The sequence below is a fragment of the Candidatus Methylobacter favarea genome, from assembly GCF_902806695.1.
In the GTDB taxonomy this organism is placed as follows: Bacteria; Pseudomonadota; Gammaproteobacteria; order Methylococcales; family Methylomonadaceae; genus Methylobacter_B; species Methylobacter_B favarea.
Genome location: NZ_CADCXN010000058.1, coordinates 95299 through 114655, shown reverse-complemented (window position 1 = coordinate 114655; position 19357 = coordinate 95299). Strand labels below are relative to the sequence as shown.

General features: G+C 47.6%; 21 protein-coding genes. 13 read left to right on the top strand and 8 right to left on the bottom strand.

Features of this window, described 5'->3' with window-relative positions:
• Window positions 1–14 precede the first annotated feature (14 nt).
• From HUX64_RS08500 to HUX64_RS08475, 6 genes are all read left to right on the top strand, one after another.
• On the top strand, window positions 15–2288 hold the full coding sequence (locus HUX64_RS08500; protein WP_246246963.1) for a type IV pilus secretin PilQ: 2274 nt from the start codon (window positions 15–17) through the stop codon (window positions 2286–2288).
• Window positions 2289–2360: 72 nt separating this feature from the next.
• Entirely contained in the window at window positions 2361–2885 is a 525-nt protein-coding gene (gene aroK / locus HUX64_RS19660) for a shikimate kinase AroK (RefSeq protein ID WP_174625801.1), read from the top strand.
• 3 nt (window positions 2886–2888) lie between these two features.
• Window positions 2889–3971 (top strand): 3-dehydroquinate synthase, encoded by a 1083-nt coding sequence (gene aroB / locus HUX64_RS08490; protein ID WP_174625800.1) that lies wholly within the window; start codon window positions 2889–2891, stop codon window positions 3969–3971.
• Window positions 3958–5538 carry an AAA family ATPase gene (locus HUX64_RS08485; protein WP_174625799.1) on the top strand — a complete coding sequence of 527 codons (1581 nt, stop codon included), beginning with the start codon at window positions 3958–3960 and terminating at the stop codon, window positions 5536–5538. Before aroB ends, HUX64_RS08485 begins: the two co-directional genes overlap by 14 nt.
• Before the next feature lie 120 nt (window positions 5539–5658).
• Window positions 5659–6723 (top strand): uroporphyrinogen decarboxylase, encoded by a 1065-nt coding sequence (gene hemE, locus HUX64_RS08480; protein WP_174625798.1) that lies wholly within the window; start codon window positions 5659–5661, stop codon window positions 6721–6723.
• A gap of 30 nt (window positions 6724–6753) precedes the next feature.
• Window positions 6754–7209, top strand: coding sequence for a DUF411 domain-containing protein (locus tag HUX64_RS08475; protein WP_174625797.1), 456 nt, complete (start codon window positions 6754–6756; stop codon window positions 7207–7209).
• A gap of 197 nt (window positions 7210–7406) precedes the next feature.
• On the opposite strand, the gene HUX64_RS08470 is transcribed toward HUX64_RS08475, so the two are convergent.
• The gene (locus tag HUX64_RS08470; RefSeq protein WP_246246962.1) at window positions 7407–8030 is read right to left on the bottom strand and encodes a DUF2238 domain-containing protein; all 624 of its coding nucleotides are present in this window, start codon (window positions 8028–8030) and stop codon (window positions 7407–7409) included.
• A 310-nt stretch (window positions 8031–8340) separates the two neighbouring features.
• Here HUX64_RS08470 and HUX64_RS08465 point away from each other — a divergent pair, with 310 nt between their 5' ends.
• Complete coding sequence (locus tag HUX64_RS08465) at window positions 8341–8871, top strand: hypothetical protein (protein ID WP_174625796.1); 531 nt, start codon at window positions 8341–8343, stop codon at window positions 8869–8871.
• Window positions 8871–9713, top strand: a complete 843-nt coding sequence (aroE, locus tag HUX64_RS08460) for a shikimate dehydrogenase (RefSeq protein WP_174625795.1) — start codon at window positions 8871–8873, stop codon at window positions 9711–9713. The genes HUX64_RS08465 and aroE overlap by 1 nt, the downstream gene beginning before the upstream one ends.
• 15 nt (window positions 9714–9728) lie before the next feature.
• Here aroE and HUX64_RS08455 read toward each other — a convergent pair whose 3' ends face one another.
• The 3 genes from HUX64_RS08455 to HUX64_RS08445 all read right to left on the bottom strand — a co-directional run bounded on the left by HUX64_RS08455 (window position 9729) and on the right by HUX64_RS08445 (window position 12386).
• A complete protein-coding gene (locus HUX64_RS08455) occupies window positions 9729–10268 on the bottom strand; it encodes a gamma carbonic anhydrase family protein (RefSeq protein WP_174625794.1) in 540 nt (179 codons plus the stop codon).
• Between the two features lie 203 nt (window positions 10269–10471).
• Window positions 10472–10906 (bottom strand): DNA polymerase III subunit chi, encoded by a 435-nt coding sequence (locus tag HUX64_RS08450; protein WP_174625793.1) that lies wholly within the window; start codon window positions 10904–10906, stop codon window positions 10472–10474.
• Window positions 10899–12386 (bottom strand): leucyl aminopeptidase, encoded by a 1488-nt coding sequence (locus HUX64_RS08445; RefSeq protein ID WP_174625792.1) that lies wholly within the window; start codon window positions 12384–12386, stop codon window positions 10899–10901. Before HUX64_RS08445 ends, HUX64_RS08450 begins: the two co-directional genes overlap by 8 nt.
• Window positions 12387–12499: 113 nt before the next feature.
• Here HUX64_RS08445 and lptF point away from each other — a divergent pair, with 113 nt between their 5' ends.
• Together lptF and lptG are read left to right on the top strand one after the other, a co-directional pair.
• Window positions 12500–13645, top strand: a complete 1146-nt coding sequence (gene lptF, locus HUX64_RS08440; RefSeq protein WP_246246961.1) for an LPS export ABC transporter permease LptF — start codon at window positions 12500–12502, stop codon at window positions 13643–13645.
• The gene (gene lptG / locus HUX64_RS08435; RefSeq protein WP_174625791.1) at window positions 13642–14709 is read left to right on the top strand and encodes an LPS export ABC transporter permease LptG; all 1068 of its coding nucleotides are present in this window, start codon (window positions 13642–13644) and stop codon (window positions 14707–14709) included. Before lptF ends, lptG begins: the two co-directional genes overlap by 4 nt.
• Before the next feature lie 32 nt (window positions 14710–14741).
• Here the strand turns inward: lptG and HUX64_RS08430 are convergent, their stop codons facing one another.
• Entirely contained in the window at window positions 14742–16025 is a 1284-nt protein-coding gene (locus HUX64_RS08430) for an HDOD domain-containing protein (protein WP_174625790.1), read from the bottom strand.
• A gap of 313 nt (window positions 16026–16338) precedes the next feature.
• On the opposite strand from HUX64_RS08430, the gene HUX64_RS08425 reads away from it, so the two are divergent.
• The 3 genes from HUX64_RS08425 to smbP all read left to right on the top strand — a co-directional run bounded on the left by HUX64_RS08425 (window position 16339) and on the right by smbP (window position 17418).
• Entirely contained in the window at window positions 16339–16527 is a 189-nt protein-coding gene (locus HUX64_RS08425; protein WP_174625789.1) for a CsbD family protein, read from the top strand.
• A 71-nt stretch (window positions 16528–16598) separates the two neighbouring features.
• Window positions 16599–17036 carry a PRC-barrel domain-containing protein gene (locus tag HUX64_RS08420; RefSeq protein ID WP_174625788.1) on the top strand — a complete coding sequence of 146 codons (438 nt, stop codon included), beginning with the start codon at window positions 16599–16601 and terminating at the stop codon, window positions 17034–17036.
• Window positions 17037–17073: 37 nt separating this feature from the next.
• Complete coding sequence (gene smbP / locus HUX64_RS08415; protein ID WP_174625787.1) at window positions 17074–17418, top strand: small metal-binding protein SmbP; 345 nt, start codon at window positions 17074–17076, stop codon at window positions 17416–17418.
• Window positions 17419–17524: 106 nt separating this feature from the next.
• On the opposite strand, the gene HUX64_RS08410 is transcribed toward smbP, so the two are convergent.
• From HUX64_RS08410 to HUX64_RS08400, 3 genes are read right to left on the bottom strand one after another with little or no spacing between them, the layout of a single operon-like run.
• A complete protein-coding gene (locus HUX64_RS08410) occupies window positions 17525–18526 on the bottom strand; it encodes a YihY/virulence factor BrkB family protein (RefSeq protein ID WP_246246960.1) in 1002 nt (333 codons plus the stop codon).
• Complete coding sequence (locus HUX64_RS08405) at window positions 18519–18923, bottom strand: hypothetical protein (RefSeq protein ID WP_174625785.1); 405 nt, start codon at window positions 18921–18923, stop codon at window positions 18519–18521. The genes HUX64_RS08410 and HUX64_RS08405 overlap by 8 nt, the downstream gene beginning before the upstream one ends.
• Complete coding sequence (locus tag HUX64_RS08400) at window positions 18923–19354, bottom strand: phage holin family protein (protein WP_174625784.1); 432 nt, start codon at window positions 19352–19354, stop codon at window positions 18923–18925. The genes HUX64_RS08405 and HUX64_RS08400 overlap by 1 nt, the downstream gene beginning before the upstream one ends.
• Window positions 19355–19357 lie beyond the last annotated feature (3 nt).

The window sequence follows — 19357 nt, the reverse complement described above, 5'->3', positions numbered from 1 at the left end:
AAGGTGGTAGAGTTATGTTAGATAAAAGGGAGCCATCTTTGTGGGTGCTTGGCTTGGGTTTATTACTTTTTATTTTCCAGATTGCCTCAGTCAAAGCCGGTGATCTGGCTATTTCAGGAATCGACATTGCCACACTGGCGGGGGATAAGCTGCAGATTCAGTTGGAAATGACCGGTCCAGCCATCACGCCGAAAGTATTTCACACGGACAACCCGGCGCGAATTGCGCTGGATTTTCCCGGCGTAAAGAATGCCCTGGATAAAAAAATGTACCCCGTAAATCAGGGCACCGCCAGCAGTATCTATGTGGCCGAAGCTGGCAACCGCGTGCGCATCGTGGTCAATCTTATCGAATCAGCCCCCTTTGAAACCAAAGTTGCGGGCAATAAGGTATTGCTGACATTAAGCCGTGCAAAACCCTTAATGCCTGTTGCATCAGGTCCTGTTAGTGAAAAATCAACAACTTCAGTGATCCCGGTATTACTGCCCCAACAGGCGATCAGCGGCTTTGACTTCAAGCGCGGCGATAATGGCGAAGGACGCTTGCTGGTTTCCCTGGCAAATCCCAATACGGTAGTTAATACCAAAGAAGAAGGCGGAAAAGTCATCTTGAGTTTTCTCAATACCCGGCTGCCTGAAAAACTGGCTAAAAGGCTGGATGTTTCCGAATTTGGAACGCCGGTAAAATTTATTGAAGCCGTCGCCTCAAGGCTGGAAACGACTGTTACCATCGTGCCGCAAAACAGCCTTTATGATTACTCGCTGTTTCAGTCCGATGGCTTACTGACGGTTGAGTTCCGGCCTTTAACCAGCGCGGAAAAAGAGGTTCTGGATAGTAACAGACCCAGTGGCCTGAAAAGGCTGACATTGAACTTTCAGGATATAGAAATACGCAGCGTTATTGCGATCCTGGCGGAGTTTACCGGTCAGAATATCGTTGCCGGCGATGACGTGACCGGCAACATTACCTTAAAACTGGACGATGTGCCCTGGGATGAAGCGCTGGACTTTATCATGATGACCAAGGATCTGGGTAAGTATGAGTCTGGCAATGTCACATTGATTTCACCACTGGATAAAATTAAAGAATATAAGAAGAAACAGCAGGAAACAGCGGCAGTGGTTGAGCAGTTGGATCCATTGCTGACTGAATACATTAAAATTAATTATGCCAAGGCAGAAGATTTTAGAAACTTGATGTATGGACGAGATGCCAGTGCTATAGGCAGTTGTGCCAAGGTAAGTGCGTCTGACTTTTCTTCATCTAGCGGACAATCTGGAACGGCACTGGCGCAGTCACAATACCAGATGCCAGGCCAAGGTCAAAATCAAAACCAAAACCAGGGTAGTAGTAGTTCAGGAGATAATTCAGAGGCAGACAAGGATAGACTTATCTTGCTTTCCGATCGAGGTTCTGCAGTAGTCGATTCAAGAACAAATACCCTGATCGTGCGCGAAACAGCAAAACGCCTGGAAGAAATAAAGAAGCTGATACACCAGCTGGATATTCCGGTACGCCAGGTTATGATTGAGTCAAGGATAGTCATTGCTTCCAATACCTTTGCGAGAGAGCTGGGTGTCAGGTTTGGGGTAGCAGGAAATAATGTTAACTTTGGAACCAGCTCGGGGGCCGTGGGCTCAGTAAATGGAGATGGCGGTACAGTGGGCAGCATCAATGGAACAGCAATTGTAAATGATGCGCTGGTTGACCTCGGCACCTCTCGAAATCCTTATGGCGCACTGGGCATGACCTTGGCAAGAGGCGCTGATTATGTGCTTAACCTTGAAATATCAGCTTTGCAAGATCAAAATCGTGGCGAGCTGGTTTCCAATCCAAGAGTCATGACTTCTGACCGCTGTCTGGCATTTATTCAACAGGGAGCTAAAATTCCATACCTGTCTTCAAGCGGTAATGCGGGAACAAATACTGTATTTATTGATGCTGTACTGCAATTGGGCGTATTGCCTCAAATCACTCCGAATGGAAATGTGATTATGGGTTTATATATTACCAGAAACACTTTAGGCGATGTAGTGACCGGTAATGGCGACCGCCAGATCGACAAGCGGGAAATTAAAACCAGTGTACAAGTGAAGGATGGAGAAACCGTTGTGCTGGGTGGGGTGTTTGAAGGGACGCAAAACAATAACACTAATAAAGTGCCTTTTTTTGGTGATTTGCCCGGCATAGGGTTTTTATTCAAGAGAACTTTCAAGCAGGATGATAAAAGGGAACTGTTGATTTTCGTAACCCCAAAAATTATCACAGATAACGTAGCCACTTATTGAACAGCTTCTACCCGGAGCAAAAAGGAGGCATAATGCCTCCTTTTTATTGACTTAACATAGACAGAATAACTCATGATGCAAGCAGAGAATATATACTTAATTGGCCTCATGGGTGCCGGAAAAACCACCATAGGACGGCAGCTAGCGAGAGCTTTGTCTGTGCCTTTTTATGACAGCGACAAGGCGATTGAAGAAAGCACCGGCGTGGATATTCCCACCATTTTTGAATTCGAAGGCGAAGAAGGCTTCCGGGACCGCGAACAGAAAATGATTCAGCAGCTGACGCAAATGAAGGGGATTGTGCTGGCGACCGGCGGCGGCGCTATTTTACGGGAAGAAAATCGCAAATTATTAAAAGAAAATGGCTTTATCGTGTATTTGCAATGCTCGGTAGCAAGAATTCTGGAGCGCACGCGCCGCGACACGCAACGGCCCTTGCTAAAAACAATTAATCCCCGGCAACGGATAGAGACCTTGTTTGCCCAGCGCGAGCCTCTCTATCTGGCTTGCGCCGATTATAAAATTGACACAGGCGTCTTGCAAAGCAAAGCGGCGGTTAACCATATCCTGGAAGAATACCGTTCGGTGAATCGCTGAACCATGAAAAAATTACTTGTAGAACTAGGAGAGCGTAGTTATCCCATTTATATAGGTTCGGGCTTGCTTGATCAGGCTGGGTTGCTGACGCAGCATATCAAGTCCAGACAAGTCATTGTCGTCACCAATGAAACCATTGCGCCTTTATATCTGGATCGGGTGTTGAAAAATATACAGGGCTATATTGCCGAACAGGTCATATTGCCCGATGGCGAGCAATTCAAGACTTTAGACATTGTCTCTGGAATTTTTGATAAATTGCTGACCTGCAAGTTCAGCCGTAATGCCACCTTAATCGCTTTGGGCGGCGGTGTTGTCGGCGATATGGGCGGCTTCGCAGCTGCCTGCTACCAGCGCGGCATTGCTTTTCTGCAAATACCAACCACCTTACTAGCGCAAGTGGACTCTTCCGTGGGCGGCAAAACGGGAGTCAATCATCCCTTGGGGAAAAACATGATTGGCGCCTTTTATCAGCCTCAATGCGTTATCGCCGATGCCGATGTTCTGGATACCCTGGATGACAGGCAATTAGCGGCCGGTCTTGCCGAAGTTATAAAATATGGTCTGATCAGGGATGCCGGCTTTTTCAACTGGCTGGAAAACAATATCGATGCATTACTGGCTCGTGATAAACAGGCTTTAGCCTTCGCCATTGAGCGTTCATGCCGGAATAAAGCGGAGCTTGTCGCTGAAGACGAAACCGAGGCCGACGTCAGGGCTACCTTGAATTTAGGCCATACCTTCGGTCATGCCATCGAAACCGGGGCCGGTTACGGCGTCTATCTTCATGGCGAGGCTGTAGCCATTGGAACCTGTCAGGCGGCGGATATTTCCAGAAGACAGGGCTGGTTAAATGATGCGGATGTGAAAAGAATTATTCATTTATTTAAAAAAGCCGGACTGCCCGTCACTCCGCCAAAAGAAATTAATGCTGGCCGATTTTTGGAGTTAATGGCTGTCGACAAAAAAAATAGCGACGGTCAAATCAGACTGATCCTGTTAAAACAGATAGGTGCGGCGACTTTGCCTGTAAACATACCTCAAGAACTATTGGAAGCGACGCTTAAGAGCTATGGCAGAACATGATACCTTAACCTGTCAGGCGAAGAAGTCGGCACATGATCAAACAAATACGACAGTTCATTCCCTGATAACACAGGAGCGGACTCAGAAACTTGAATTATTAATTCATCTGATTTCAAATCTGACACAAACCCTGGTTATCTGCGGGCCGACGGGAATTGGCAAAACGACGCTGCTGAAAATTTTGCAGGAGCGCGAGGCTACATCATGGCTTTATTGCCTGATACAGGGTAATACTGAGCTCAGTTTCGAAGAGATTCAGGCGACCCTGGCCAGGGTCAGCAATCAGCATGAAGCTTATCCACAGAGTCACTCTTTGACCAGGACTTTGCATCAGTTTGCCCGTCCAAATAAAAAAATAGTTTTAATAATCGATGATGCAGGCGCTTTAGTGCCCGGACTGATAACGGCAATTATTCAGCATGCGGCCGCAAATCCTGTTTTAAGAGTGATTTTTGCGTTAACCCATGATGAATTATATCTAAAAAACCAGTCGGACCGGGCTATTGATGATTGCCATTTAATTGAAATCCCATCCTTATCGGAAAAACAATGTGGTGAATTTTTGCAGCATTTATCGACACAGCCCTGGTCGCATCTGGCTTTAAATGCCATTACTGACAGTAGGGTAGAAACTATTTATCGAACAACCCATGGCATCCCGGGAAGAATTATCTCCAGATTGCTGGATTTGCCAGAAAATAAACCTGACGAAAATTCAATCCGTTTTCTTGGGCCGGCCGTTGCCGTACTGGTTGCTATAGCACTTGGCTTTCAGTGGTTCACTTTATCAAAAAATCCTGAAAAAGAAAAAATACCCCCTGCTGCAGTTGATCAGAAAGCGATCAATACCGGCCCTGCACAACCCCTGCTGATCCCTCCGTCTTCAGCGCCGGCAATTAATCCTGGCGAGCGATCAGCGGAAATTAAACATGAGGCGCCGCTTTCAGAGCGGAAGCAGGGTAATAACGGGAATTCAGAGCAGTATGAAGCAGAGGGTGCTACAGATGATTCAGTTGATGCAGGGCCTCTGCCAGTCGCTAAAAATAATCCTGAAGCCGTGAATACCATTGGCATTGATCAGTCGTTGAAGGACAGGTTTCATAACGCCAGTGAGCAGAAAGCTGCTGAGCCTCTGGGCTTTGACAATAAGAAGCCAGGCCAACCCGAGATAGATCGTACTACGGTACAGCCATCCGTACCTGAAAAGCCTGAAATGATTCAGCCGCAGCAAAAACCGGTAAAACAGATCGCCGTCCCTGAAGAGAAGCCAATAAAATCTGCAATTACTGAAAGCGATGGCAGGAAATGGCTGATGGCGCAACCTGCTGATAATTACACGCTACAGCTCATGGTATTATCAAAACCGCAGTCGATAGCGGATATTCTGGAAAAACATCCATTGCCAGGGAAAGATATTAAATATATCAGGACGGTGACTAACGGCAAGGAAAGATTAATAGTGTTTTATGGTTCATTTGCCAGCGCCGCTTTAGCCAATAAAAGCCGTCAGTCTCTGCCCCGCGAGTTCCAGAATTCATATCCCAGAAAAATCAGTGCGATGAAATAATCGTAGAATCACAGGTATAATGGCCATCCGTGTGATATGGCTGGCGTTGATTATTTTTGCCGTTTGAAAGGGCAGTTATTCGCCGTCAAATTTACTCGCTTAAGTCTTATAATCAAAGTCATGGTATTAAAAAACGACACCATCATTAGAGCTCTGCTAAAACAACCTGTTGAACGAACGCCGGTATGGATGATGCGGCAGGCGGGAAGGTATTTGCCGGAATATAGAAAGGTCAGGGAGCAGGCGGGCAGCTTTTTAAAGCTGTGTACGAATCCGGAGCTTGCCTGTGAAGTGACGATGCAGCCATTGCGGCGCTTTGATTTTGATGCCGCAATTCTGTTTTCTGATATCCTGACGATTCCGGATGCGATGGGCTTGGGGCTTAATTTTACCGAAGGAGAAGGCCCTGCATTTGAACACCCGGTGCGAACGGTGGCGGATATCAATAAGTTACCGATTCCCGATCCTGAAACCGATTTGGCTTATGTAATGGATGCAGTCCGGTTAATCAAAAGAACCTTGCACGGCAGGGTGCCGTTAATCGGTTTTTCCGGAAGCCCGTGGACGCTTGCTACTTATATGGTTGAGGGAGGCAGCAGCAAGAGTTTTCAAAAAGTTAAAGGTTTGATGTTTGAGCAGCCCAGGTTAATGCATGTCATGCTGAATAAACTGGCTCAGTCAGTAGCGGCTTATTTAAATGCCCAGATTGAGGCGGGCGCTCAGGCCGTAATGGTATTTGATACCTGGGGCGGCATATTAACATCTGAAGATTACAGCGAATTTTCTCTCTATTATTCCAGACAAGTCAAAGCATTGCTTAAAACCCATAGAGACGGCCGGCAGATTCCAGCCATTCTGTTCACGAAAGGCGGCGGGCTCTGGCTGGAAGCCATGGCCGCCTCAGGCTATGACGCCTTGGGTCTGGATTGGCAGACCGATATGGAAAAAGCTCGCGCAAGAGTCGGCGATCAAGTCGCTTTGCAGGGCAATATGGACCCTGTTTCGCTTTACGCTCAGCCTGAAATTATCATTGAAAAAGTGAAATCCATTTTGCATAAATTCGGCTCAGGCAGCGGTCATGTATTCAATTTAGGCCACGGTATTCTGCCTGACGTTAAGCCGGATCATGTTAAAGCAATGGTTGATGCCGTGCATAAATACAGTCCGGCCTATCATCAATCCTGAACAATAAGTAACCCAGGCGAGGCAATAATTATGAAGATATTAAAGTTTCTGGCAATAAGTTTGCTTGTAACCGGCGTTAAAGCTGAGAGTATTCAAGCAATACAGCCTGTTGATATTGTGGTATATAGAAGCCCGGCCTGTGGCTGCTGCGCTAAATGGCTGGCACATTTGAAAGAAAATAACTTTAATGTAAAAGACATCGTTACCAATGAAGTCGAGGCAATAAAGGTCAAATACGGCGTTTCAAAAGCAATGGCTTCCTGCCATACCGCGAAAGCCGACAATTATATTATTGAAGGCCATGTGCCCGCGCAAGATATTGTGGCGCTGTTAAAGGCCAAACCCGAGGTAGTTGGCCTGGCGGTTCCGGGCATGCCGGCCGGTACGCCCGGTATGGAAATGGGCGGTAAAAAAGAGGCCTATAACGTTATGAGTTTCGACAAGGAAAATCATTATCGGATATTTAATAGTTACAAGGGAGATTGATGATTTTCGCTGCTCAAGACAATACCGGCTATTTATGACTGAAGGCAAGCAGTATATTAATCAGTTTTTCAAATTACACGGCAACAGAATCAGAAGCGGATAAAAATGATCCAATCGGAAGACCTGCCGCTGGCTTAATGGGACAATTTAGGATTGTAGTCAGGACAAAAATATTACCTTGATTAGCAAGATTACAGTTATCCACTCTTTAATTGGCTAATCTGGCGGTTGTGCAATTGACTTAATGTTACAAGTGCAGCAATGGCGCCGAATAATGCAAAAGCCATGTCTGACTGAGTATCCCAGATATAACCCTGGGTTCCTAGAAATGCTTGCGCCGCTTGCTCGCTAACCAGCGCCACGCACCATTCAATTAGCTCGTAAAAAGCGCTGATTGCCAAACAAATACAGATAATAAAGAAATTTAGCCAGTTAATATTCCTAAGAATCTGCTTCCTGATGATGATTTCCCGCGCAATTATAGCCGGCACAAAGCCTTGTGCAAAATGGCCGATTTTATCGTAGTTATTGCGTTCCAGATTAAACGCTTCTTTTAACCAGTTGAACAGGGGAACTTCTGCATAGGTGTAGTGGGCTCCTATTATCAAAATAATGCTGTGAATCAAAATCAGAATATAAGCCAGACTGGTCAACGGAAATTGCCGACGCGTTATTATCAGAACAATAACAGCGATCAGTGCGGGAGCCGTTTCCAGTATCCAGGTTAAGTAATCTTTGGGATTTATAACCGACCACAGCAGTACCAAAAAAAATATACCCAAGCCTGTTTCCATTTTATTCATCGATAAAATCTTTTGCATTCCCAATTAAATTTTTTCCTTAAAGCCATTGGCGAAACTGCTTTAAATTAGTAAATTCCAGAGTTTATACAGCAGTTTATGCTGAATTAAAATTAAAATAGAATCTTATCAAAGAATACTTGTCCTGATTTATTCAGGCCGGGATGTGGGAATGCCGGAATATCTGTCAGGAATCATTGTTGAGGTAAAATATTTCATTAAAAACAAGACTAGGGTATTCAGCGAAAGTTAATATAATTGTTGTCTTGACGCTTAACCTGGTATTTTTAATAATCTATCCTTTAACCCTGCCCGGAAAGGAGCTTGTCGCATGTCAGAAGACGCCATAATTATCCCTAAAAAAAGATTTCACATTGAAGAAGCGCTTTTGATTTTGCTGCTTATTCTGTCGCTGGTTGGGATTGGAATTACCGATTTTTCTCCCTCTGACGGTTATGGATACTGGATTATTATGATGTTCGTGTTTGCGTTGTCTGCAATAATTATTGGCTGGCGGCAATCCAAACATCGTTCGGTTGATTTTAAGAAAATATTACGTGAGCAATCGATACACTGGTTTACCTCCTTAATGATAGTCGGCGGCGCATTTTTAATACAAAAATCAGGCCGCATTCAAACTGATGATATTGGCCTTGTCATTTTGCTGATTTTATCATTATCCACCATCCTTGATGGCTTGCGGGTAGGATGGCGTTTTAGTCTGGTTGGAATTTTTCTTGGAGTTTCTGCCGTCATAGCCGTCTATACCGAACATTTTCTCTGGATAGAGCTGCTTATTGCCCTTCTTATTGTGCTGGCAACAATTGTATGGGAAGTCTGGCAGGCAAAAAAAGCATACTAATGAATTTAAAAGATCGTTATGCTGTTTTTGGCCAACCCATCGCTCACAGCAAGTCACCTCTAATCCATCAAATTTTTGCCCAACAGACCGGCCAGTCTCTGGACTATGAGGCGCATGAGGTTTCTGCTGAATTATTTTCCAGCGCTGCCGAAACATTTTTTGCAGAAGGCGGCAAGGGTTTAAATTGTACCGTGCCCCTGAAGGAGCTCGCCTGGGCTTTTGCTGACTGTAAAACGGAGCGGGCCCGACTCGGTAAGGCAGTCAATACGCTCTCTGTTCAGGCGGATGGCTCGGTTCTGGGCGATAATACTGACGGCTGCGGCCTGGTAAGAGATTTACTCATCAATCATGCCCTAATGTTAACAGGAGCCCGGATTTTGATTCTGGGGGCCGGCGGGGCCAGCCGGGGAATTATAGCGCCGTTGCTTGAACAGTCCCCACGATCCATAGTGATCGCCAACCGCACCGTTTCCAAAGCTATCGATCTGGCCGGCGAATTTCAAGACCGTGGTGCTATCGCAGGCTGTGGATTTAATGCCTTAAACCATTCGCAATTTGATTTGATTTTAAACGCAACCTCCGCCAGTTTAAGCGGCCGACTGCCGCCCTTGGAAGCAGGCTTGCTGGCTGAAAATGGCGTCTGTTACGATCTCGCCTATGGCGATGCACCGACTGCCTTTGTGCGCTGGGGACGTGAAAATCATGCGTTTAAAAGCCTGGATGGACTTGGCATGCTGGTGGAGCAGGCGGCGGAAGCTTTTTATATCTGGCGAGGCGTTCATCCTGAGACCCGGCCGGTTATTGAACTGCTTAATTTCCAGAGAGGTGAAAATCAACCCTGAAAGCAAAAGCCGGTCTTATTTATTCTCCTGCTTTAGATATTCATTTTTCAAAATAATATAATGCTGATAGGAATATTCCAGAAATTTTTTTTCAGACTCTGTTAAAGGTCTGGCCTGCCGGGCTGGCGAGCCGATATAAAGATAGCCGCTATTCAGCTTTTTCCCCGGCGCCACCAGCGCACCCGCCCCCAGCATGACATGATCTTCAAGAACAGCGTCATCCATAATAATCGCGCCCATTCCAACCAGACAATAATCGCCTATTGTGCAGGCATGGACTACGGCTCTGTGGCCAATAGTCACACCTTTTCCTATGCTTAAAGGGTAGCCTTTGTCCGTAAAGTCGCCATAATGTGTCACATGCAATATGGAACCATCCTGAACATTGGTGCCTTCGCCAATTTTAACGCTTTCCACATCTCCTCTGATTACAACGGTAGGCCATATGGATACGTCATCTTCGATAGTCACATTGCCAATGACCACGGCGCTGTCATCGATATATACCGAGCGGCCGATTTTGGGCTGTATAGTGTTAAAAGTTCTTACGGACATAAGACCTCCTTAATTGATTTTAATCCTGAAAATTATTAAAGGCATTAGCTGACTTTTATTTTCCGGCCTGGTTGGCTTTTACGAATTGCCAAAAAATTGTCAGGTTATTTTTCAATATAAAACTTTTCCCGGTTCTGGCTGCTATCGAAACATCGAAAAATCCCGATAATAACGCTAGGAGCCGATCTTTTTCTGCCTTTAATTTATTTCTTTATTTGGTGAGTAGTCAAGTTTGCTCCAGCCTGCTGATAGCGACGGTAGCGGTTTCTGCCTGCTTCTTTGGTATCGTCGCAGTCGGCGAGTATTTCAAGGATGCGTTCGGCCAGCTTGAAATTCTGCGGATATTCGGAAGACAGGTTAATCAGGGTTTTTTGCCAGTTTGGCGGGGCAGCCAGGCAGCCTATTAAAACAACATTTTCAACGGCGGGTGGTTCGCCGCTATAGCGCTGATGCGGAATAAAACTGCCTGCCCTGAAAGTCCAGAGCAGGTCGTCAATGATTTGGCTTTGCTCGTCGGAATCGGTCAGTACATAACAGAAATGACCGCTGCGGTAGGCCTTTTCAATAAGTTTGCAGGCAAATAGATAGCGATCGTTTCTTGATTGTGACTGTAGTATATAAAAGGTGACTTCAGGCATTCGCCCGGTTAATCAGATATTGACTTAACAGGGAAACAGGGCGACCAGTGGCGCCTTTGGTCTGGCCGGTGCGCCAGGCAGTACCGGCAATATCCAGATGGGCCCAGCGGTAGTTCTCGGCAAAACTCGACAGAAAACAGGCGGCGGTTATGGTTCCGGCATCCTTGCCGCCGATATTGGCCAGGTCTGCAAAATTGGATTTGAGCAGTTCCTGATATTCTTCCCACAAGGGTAAGCGCCAGAGGCTGTCATTGGCCGCTTCACTGGCCCCAAGCAGATCATTGCACAAACCGTCATCATTGCCAAGCAAGCCGCTGGCGACGCGCCCCAGAGCCACCAGGCAAGCGCCGGTAAGAGTGGCAAGATCAATAACCACTTCCGGGTTATATCTCTCTGCATAGGTTAAGGTGTCGCAAAGAATTAATCGGCCTTCGGCATCGGTATTCAACACCTCGATAGTTTTGCCGGACATGCTGGTAATAATATCGCCGGGTTTATTGGCATTACCGTCGGGCATGTTTTCGGAAGAGGGAATCAGACCGACGATATTCAGGGGCAGCTGCATTTGAGCCGCGGCCAGCAAGGTTCCCAATACGGCGGCTCCGCCGCACATGTCATATTTCATTTCATCCATGCCCAGGCTGGGCTTTAATGAAATACCGCCGGCGTCAAAGGTCAGGCCTTTGCCGATCAGCACAATGGGCCTGGCGTTTTTTTCGCCGCCTTGATAAGCAAGGGTGATTAATTTGGCCGGCTGGCGGCTGCCCCGCGAGACTGAAAGAAGCGCCCCCATGCCTAATTCGGCCATATCGGATTCTTCGAGAACCTTAACAGTTAATTTTTCGTGCTTTTTGCCCAGTTCGATAGCTTGCCCGGCAAGATAGGCGGGGGTGCAGATATTGCCGGGTAAATCGCCCAGAAGTTTGGTCAAATTTATACCTTCGGCAATTGCTTGTCCCTGCAAAAGGCCTGTTTGAGCTGAAGCAGTTTCACTTTCCGGAGCTAGAACAGCTATTTTCTGAAGCTTGCTTTCCGTGGTTTTATCTGATTTTTGTGCGGTAAATTGATAAATGCCATCATTAAAAACTTCAATGATCTGCCGGGTTTTCCACTGCCAGCCGCCCGTTGTGACTTCACACTCGGCTAAAGTGCAGGCGATGGATTTTATTTGCGGCTTTTTAAGGCTGTTAATTGCAGCGAATAGAGCTTTTCTGTAGTTTTTACCGGATAAAGGTTCTTTTTTACCAAGGCCGACCAGCAAAATACTCTCGATACGGCTGTCAGGGATGATGTTTATTAATACCGTTTCGCCATTTTTTCCGCTGCTATCGCCGCGGCCGACAATTTTGCTGATCATTCCTTGCGTCAGGTTGTCGAGAGCTGTTGCGGATGGGCAAAGCTGCTGATCTTCATAAATGCCGACAATAATACAATCGCATTGCAGTTTTTCTAATGAGGTGCTTTCTATAGAATAGTCCATAATTTTTATTGCTTGTTTGCTGAGTGGAATAGTTACCGGAGTTATAAATCAAGCTTTCGGATAAACTGTTTGAATTTAATTATACAACACAAATATTAATTTTAATTGAGGAGATGAGCTTGGAAGCAAATTGGCCAAAAGGCTACAACATCGGACGGCGTCCGCTGCTTACCGTCCTGGATAAAATGATTATGCAGGATGTGATGAGAACGCTGTTGGCGGTGTTGACGGTGATAGTGGTGATTATCGTTAGCCGGCAGTTTATCAGGATTCTGGATAAGGCCCTGGAAGGGCTGGTATCGAATGAAGCATTGCTGACTATTCTGGCGTTGAAAATTGTTGTTGCGAGCGTCTCTTTTTTGCCGGCGTCACTGTTTATGACGGTATTGATGGTACTGGGCAGAATGTACAGAGATCAGGAAATGGCCGCCATTTCTTCAGCGGGGGGCGGTTCAGGGACAATTTACCGGGCCTTATTTTTGCTGGTTTTTCCCTTGAGTGTGCTGGCAATTGGTCTGTCCATGTATATTGCGCCCTGGGCCGAAGCCAGGATTGAGCAACTCATGCATGAGGATACTCAATCTACCAACCTCAGGGGCATCGGTGCCGGAAAATTCAGCGAATATTATAGCCAGGGCGATGTTGTTGTGTATGTGGAGACCATAACTGCCGATAAAAAAATGCACAAGGTTTTTGTACAAAGCAGGCAAACCGGCGGCCTGGCGCTTATTACGGCCGAATCAGGCATAGTGCAGGAGTTGACTGACGGACGTTATATAATTCTCGACCATGGAGAACGCATACAGGGTCTGCCGGGAAATTTAAATTATATCATTGAAAAATTTGCGGAGTATGGCGTGAGAATCGAGGAAAAAACTGGCGCTATCGATTTTGATCGCGCCGCGGTTCCTGCGGACAGGTTATGGATGTCCGACTCCATGCGGGATATTGCTGAATTGCAGCGCCGCTTTTCAACGCCCCTTGGAATGATATTGTTAAGTTTCATTGCCGTACCTTTAGCCCAGATTTCGCCGCGCGGCGGAGTTTATGGAAATATGCTGACCGGTTTTTTAATTTATTTCAGCTACGGAAATCTTTCTCGTGTGAGTGAAAGCTGGGTCATGAATGAAACAGTTCCGGCATGGCTTGGGGCCATAGGAGTCAATTTGCTGTTGCTATTGGCCGGGGGATTTCTGCTGGCAAGATTGTATGGGTGGACATGGATTATTTCGAAGCTCAGGGAAAAGGCTGCATTATGAATGTTTTAACAGGCTATATCGTCAAAGAAGTTTTAAAAGGGTCATTTATTGCGCTTTTATTATTATTGACATTATTTAATTTATTTACTTTTACTGATGAATTAAAAGAGCTGGGCAAGGGGCATTATGGTTTGAGAGAAATTTTTTATTACCTGGCCTTGACTTCGCCGCGCGTTCTTTATGAGCTAGTGCCTTCCTCGGCATTGCTGGGCAGCCTGTTCATATTGGGCGCCATGGGTAATCATCGTGAACTGATTGCCATGCGTGCGGCCGGTTTATCGATTTTCGGTATTATTAAAGCGGTGCTGCTGGCAGGTGCCATTTTGGCCCTTGTTTCCCTCTGTATTGGCGAATTTATCGCGCCCTTGGCTGAACGAAAGGCGCAGGTTATTAAAGTCACTGCCCAAAATGAACAGGTGGTTGCGGGAACCCGCTACGGATTATGGCTGCGCGAAGGCAAAAAATTCATTAATGTCAGGCAGATAAAGGACGGCGGGAACTTGGCCGATATCAGCATTTATGAACTAGATGACGATCATCATCTGCGTCTGGCCAGACATGCAGAGCAGGCTGTCTATCTGGGGAAGCAACAATGGAAATTAATGCATATCAGCCAATCAGAAATTTCAAGCGGGCAAATGGCCGCCGCATATCAGGATCAGCAGATTTGGAAATCCTCTATTGCCCCGGATCTGCTGAAAATTGTTGTAGTAAGTCCTGATGACCTATCGATAGTCGACCTGGCGAACTATATTGATTTTTTAAAGGAAAATCATCAGAAGTCCCACGTGTTTGAGCTGGCTTTTTGGGGACGCCTGGTCAATCCGCTCATCATTTTTATCATGCTGCTGGTTTCCGCGCCGTTTGTTATCGGCATTAAACGAGGCGTCAGCGTTGGCGGCAGGATGATGATAGGTATTATTATCGGGATGAGCTTTAACATAATCGACAAAATTGTCGGCCATATCGGATTAATTTATGAACTGAATCCGGCGCTGATGGCTATATTGCCGAGCCTGACAGTTTTAGGTCTGGCTCTGTTTACCGTGAGCCGGCTGCAGTAGCTAAAGCAGCATGAGCTTTTTTACCCTATGAACTAGCTGTGAAAGGCTTTCAAGGCGTCATTAATTTGCTGTTTGGCTTCGTGCAATAAATTCAGTGAATGTTCGGGTGAAAGTGAAAAATTCTTCAATTTGCTGGCAGCGGGAATAGAGGTAATGGCAGGCAATTCAGACCTGTCCGCCTGCCCTATGTAGCTGTGTAAACGGGAGAGCACAACGATGTCGGTCAAGTTAAGCTCTTCGCTGCTATTTTGATACCAGTCCTGAGAGAAAATAGGAATTTTAACGAATTCCTCACTAAATCCCCAGTCCAGCAAAATTTTATAGCCTATCGGGCCTTTAACATGATGCAAGGCGAGAGCGATATCTGATTCAGAATAATAGTCTTTCGGAAGGTTAGCCGCATAATTCAAAAATGGCACGGCTCCTATGTCGCAAATTAGTCCGGCAAGCAGTGCTTCTTCAGGATTAGCCTGCCTGGTAACCGCAGCCAAAACATAACTGAGAGTGGAAATGTATAAACTTTGTTTCCATATTCTATCAAGCTGTCTTTTTATCAGCGGCGAATTGCTTTTAAAAATATGGTTAATACTTAAACCAATAACCAGATTGCGGACCGCATTTAAACCGATGCGGCTAACTGCTGTAAAACAGCTTTTTGCAGGGACAGCACTCATATAGAGAGCACAATTGGCTACTTCAATAAGCTTGGCTGAAATTATCGGATCAAGCTGAATAATTTTTACCGCATCGGCAATACCGATATCCTGCTGCATAGCTTTACGCAGCTTGAATGCAATGTCCGGCAGAGAAGGCAGTTCAAGTTCTTCACTTGTATAATACTGTGAAAATGTCTGTAACAAACGATTGTCATTCAGGTAATCTGGGATATTCAGTTCTGATAAAGGTGATGACGGGGCAGTCTTGGCAATCATGATTTTTTGCGAAACCCGCAAAATGCTTACATCAGTTTTGGCTATCGCGGTGGTTGTGTGCAGGGCACCACTCGAAAGGGGGAATTTTGCTTTTGCAGTTCCGGCATCGACTTCATACGATGTACCGCTGTCATCGGACAAAGTAATAATGCCTCTTAACAGGTAGAGCGCGGAGTCAGCCCGACTGCCCAGTTTAAACAAGGTAGTTTGCGCCGGAAAAACTTCTGATGAGTGATTGGTGGCAAAAGCCAGAAGTTTTTCATTGCTGAAATTTCTGATAGGAATGAGCTCTTTTAAAAGCTCTACTGAAATCTTTTCAGGAACAAGGCTGCATATGGACGATACATTTTTCTTGCCTTTAAAAAAAGGATTAAGAAAAGACATGTTTATTTCCTAAAACAGATAAAGATCAAACTAAAAGCTCAGCATTTCAATTTTCTATGAAGCTGTAATGCTAAACCCGATTACTCCTTGAGTATAGCAAATTGAAAGTTACCCCTATCGAAAAAGCTGAAAATTAAACCCTATGAATAACTGCTTTCGGAGGATATCGTTTAGAGCGTCTCTCTTTAGTAGCTGCAGGAATTCACTTCTATGTGCGTCATCGCACCGACCTTGTGCAGGAAAGCGGCTAGGATAAGCTCATGGCATGGGCATTCGCCCTGCCATTTATTAATCGCCAAGCGAGGAATTTAAGATGAACAAAGAACAAGTGAAAGGCCGCGTTGAACAAGCCAAGGGCAAGGTCAAGGAAGAACTCGGCGATGCCGCCGATGACAGCTCTACAGAACTGGAAGGCAAGGTTCAGAAGAATGTCGGCAAGGCCCGCGCCGGAGCCGGCGATGCCGCTGCCGACGTCAAACGCAAGATTGACAAGAACACTTAATCCCAAGGCGGCCGGGCTAGAACCAGCAGCCTTGGCCGCCCGCTCTCACCTTTTACACAGGAGCAACTTCCATGAATTATACCGACAAAGATACCTATGGCATTTACAAAGACCTCGACAATGAAGGCCCCGGCCCTGAACTGATGGGCGCTGACACCCTGATCGGCAATGATGTGGCCAACCACCTTGACGAGGACCTGGGCAATATCAAGGAAATCATGCTGCATGTGCGCAGCGGCACGGTCGCCTATGCGGTGCTCTCCTACGGCGGCTTTTTAGGCATGGGCGACAAGCTGTTCGCCGTGCCCTGGAAGGCCTTGACCCTGGATACGGTTAACAAGCGCTTTGTGCTCAATGTCGCCAAAGAGCGCCTGGAAACAGCCCCGGGCTTTGACAAGGATCACTGGCCGGATATGAACGATCCGGCCTGGCAGGAACAGATCAGTACCTTCTACGGCAGCGGTCTGAGCGAAGGCGAAACGGGCCGCGAGCAAGCCGAGATCCGCTAGGCTGCTGTTTTCCTCTTCAACCTCAGGAGGCATGACTATGAGAGTACTTAGTTTACTGCTGTTAAGCGCGGCGCTAGGCGCAGGCCCTGCCGTCCAGGCCGCTGACGAAGAGCATCTGGATGAAGCCATGAAACATGTGAAAGAAGCCGCCGCTGCCGACGATGGCCCGAGTATTGCCAAGCATGCCGAGCTGGCCAGAAGCCATGCCCAAACCGCCGATGAGCATCTGGCCAGAAGCCATGCCCAAACCGCCGATGAGCATCTGGATGCCGCCATCAAGAGTCTGGGCAGCGCCATTGAGCAGGGCAAGCTCGGCCAGGGCGATAGGGCCAAAAAAGCCGCTGATGAAGCCAGGATGCATCTGAAAGCCGTCAATGACTGATAGCTGCACTACCCCGGCGTTATCAGCCGCCGGGGTAGAAAACCTCCTCTTCGCAAGGCTGCAACCCCTCGTTTAACGAGGGTTTTTTTTGCCCGTCCGGTCCGGATCAGGCGCTTTCGGGCGCAGGTTGATGCGCAGGCTGCAGACTGCCGATCTGCACGGCCAACTGGCGCGTGAACTCGGCGCCAAAAAAGAAGATCTGCGCCGAATAATAAACCCACAACAACAAAGCAATCACCGAGCCGGCGGCCCCAAAACTGGAAGTTACGCCGCTGTTGCCCAGGTAGGCGCCAATGGCGTATTTTCCAAGGCTGAACAACAGCGCCGTGAAAGCCGCCCCCCACCAGGCTTCTTTCCAGGTCAACGGCGCTTCCGGCAACATTTTATAAATCACCGCAAACAGGCTGGCAATGACAGCAAAGGAAAGCAGCGAGGCCAACGGCGATAACAGCAGCGCGGCCACCTGCCAGAGTCCGCCTACATAATCATGAAGTACGCCCAGGATAGCACTGATGACCAGCGATACCAGCAGTAAAAACGCCAGCACCAGCACCAGGCCGAAGCACAGCAGGCGGGTTTTTAAAACCATGCCAAGCGGCGAGGCCTCCGGTTTATTCGTACCCCACATTTCATCCAGGCTGTCTTTGACTTCTACGAACACGCTAGTAGCGCCGACTAGCAACAGCCCCGTAGCCACAGCCGAAGCAATAATGCCAGACTCGGTGTTACGCGCTGCCGCCAGCAAGGCATTAACGGCTTGGGCACCATTAGGCCCGATTAATGCCTGCATCTGGGCAATGATTCGCCCCTGCGCGGCCTCGGCGCCAAAAAAATAGCCTGCCACGGCAATTGCAAGCACCAGAATGGGGGTTAAAGAAAACAATGCGTAAAAGGCCACTGCCGCGCCTTTACTAATCGCCCTATGGGCCATCCATTCCCGTACCGACTGGGACAACAAGGCAGCGCCGCAGCGCCTCCAGCGGGGCAGTTCGCGTATCGCCTGTGCCCCTATGGCGGCGCTGCGGCGCTGCCATAGGGGCAACGCTTCTTTTAGCCAAATTAGGGCCTGCTTGCTGAATCGTGCGGAGGTTTCCACAGCCTTAGTCAATCGGCGCGTATCCGCCGGCATCGGAGTTGACCTTAACCGCCGCGTCAGGCTCTGTTGAAGCAGGAGAAGGGGCCAGCCAAGGCCACCCGGCGGATACGGTCTGGGCAAGAGTAATGACTTTCATAACCTGCTCCAAAGCCGTAGGCCGTTTAACGCGCGGAGGAGAGGCATTTTTAGCCGAGTTCGTAGGCCTTCTTGTTAACTCTCCTGCAATAAAGCCTGCAGCCACTCCACATAGCAACGAAGAAGGTTGTCTGAATGTGTAGCGAAGCTTGCCGGCCCAAGTGGAAGCATGCATCCGCAACACCTGCCGCCGCTCATCCAGCCGCTGCTCGTGATAGCGGATATGCGCGGCTAAAGAACGAAAGGGCGGTGCTTTAGCCAACGGTCCAGCCATTAGCGGCTTCCCCTAAGCTGTGTTGACAAGGCCTGCAGACTGCGACGGGTAGCGGAAAATTGCAAACGCCTGCTGTGGTAACCGATCATTCCGTAAATTAGTAATGCCCCCAGCAAATTCAGACCAACACCGGCCGCCAAGGCTAAGCTAACCGGCAGTCCCTGTTCATGCAGCCAGACTACACTTGCGCCCAGCAAACCCAACCACGCTCCCAACAAAAAGACTGCTAAAAGGACGGCAAAAATGAGCAACCTGACCAAGCTTTTGCCTGCCTGTCGGGTTTCAAGCGAAGCCAGTTCCATCTGCTCATGCGCCAGTCCGGTTAGCTCGCGCCAAAGCGCTCCCGCATCCCGGATCAAATCGTCCGCTCCCAGTCCGTCGCCCGCAGAGGCGGGCCGGGGCGGGCTTTTATCTACAGAAGAAGATATCATGAC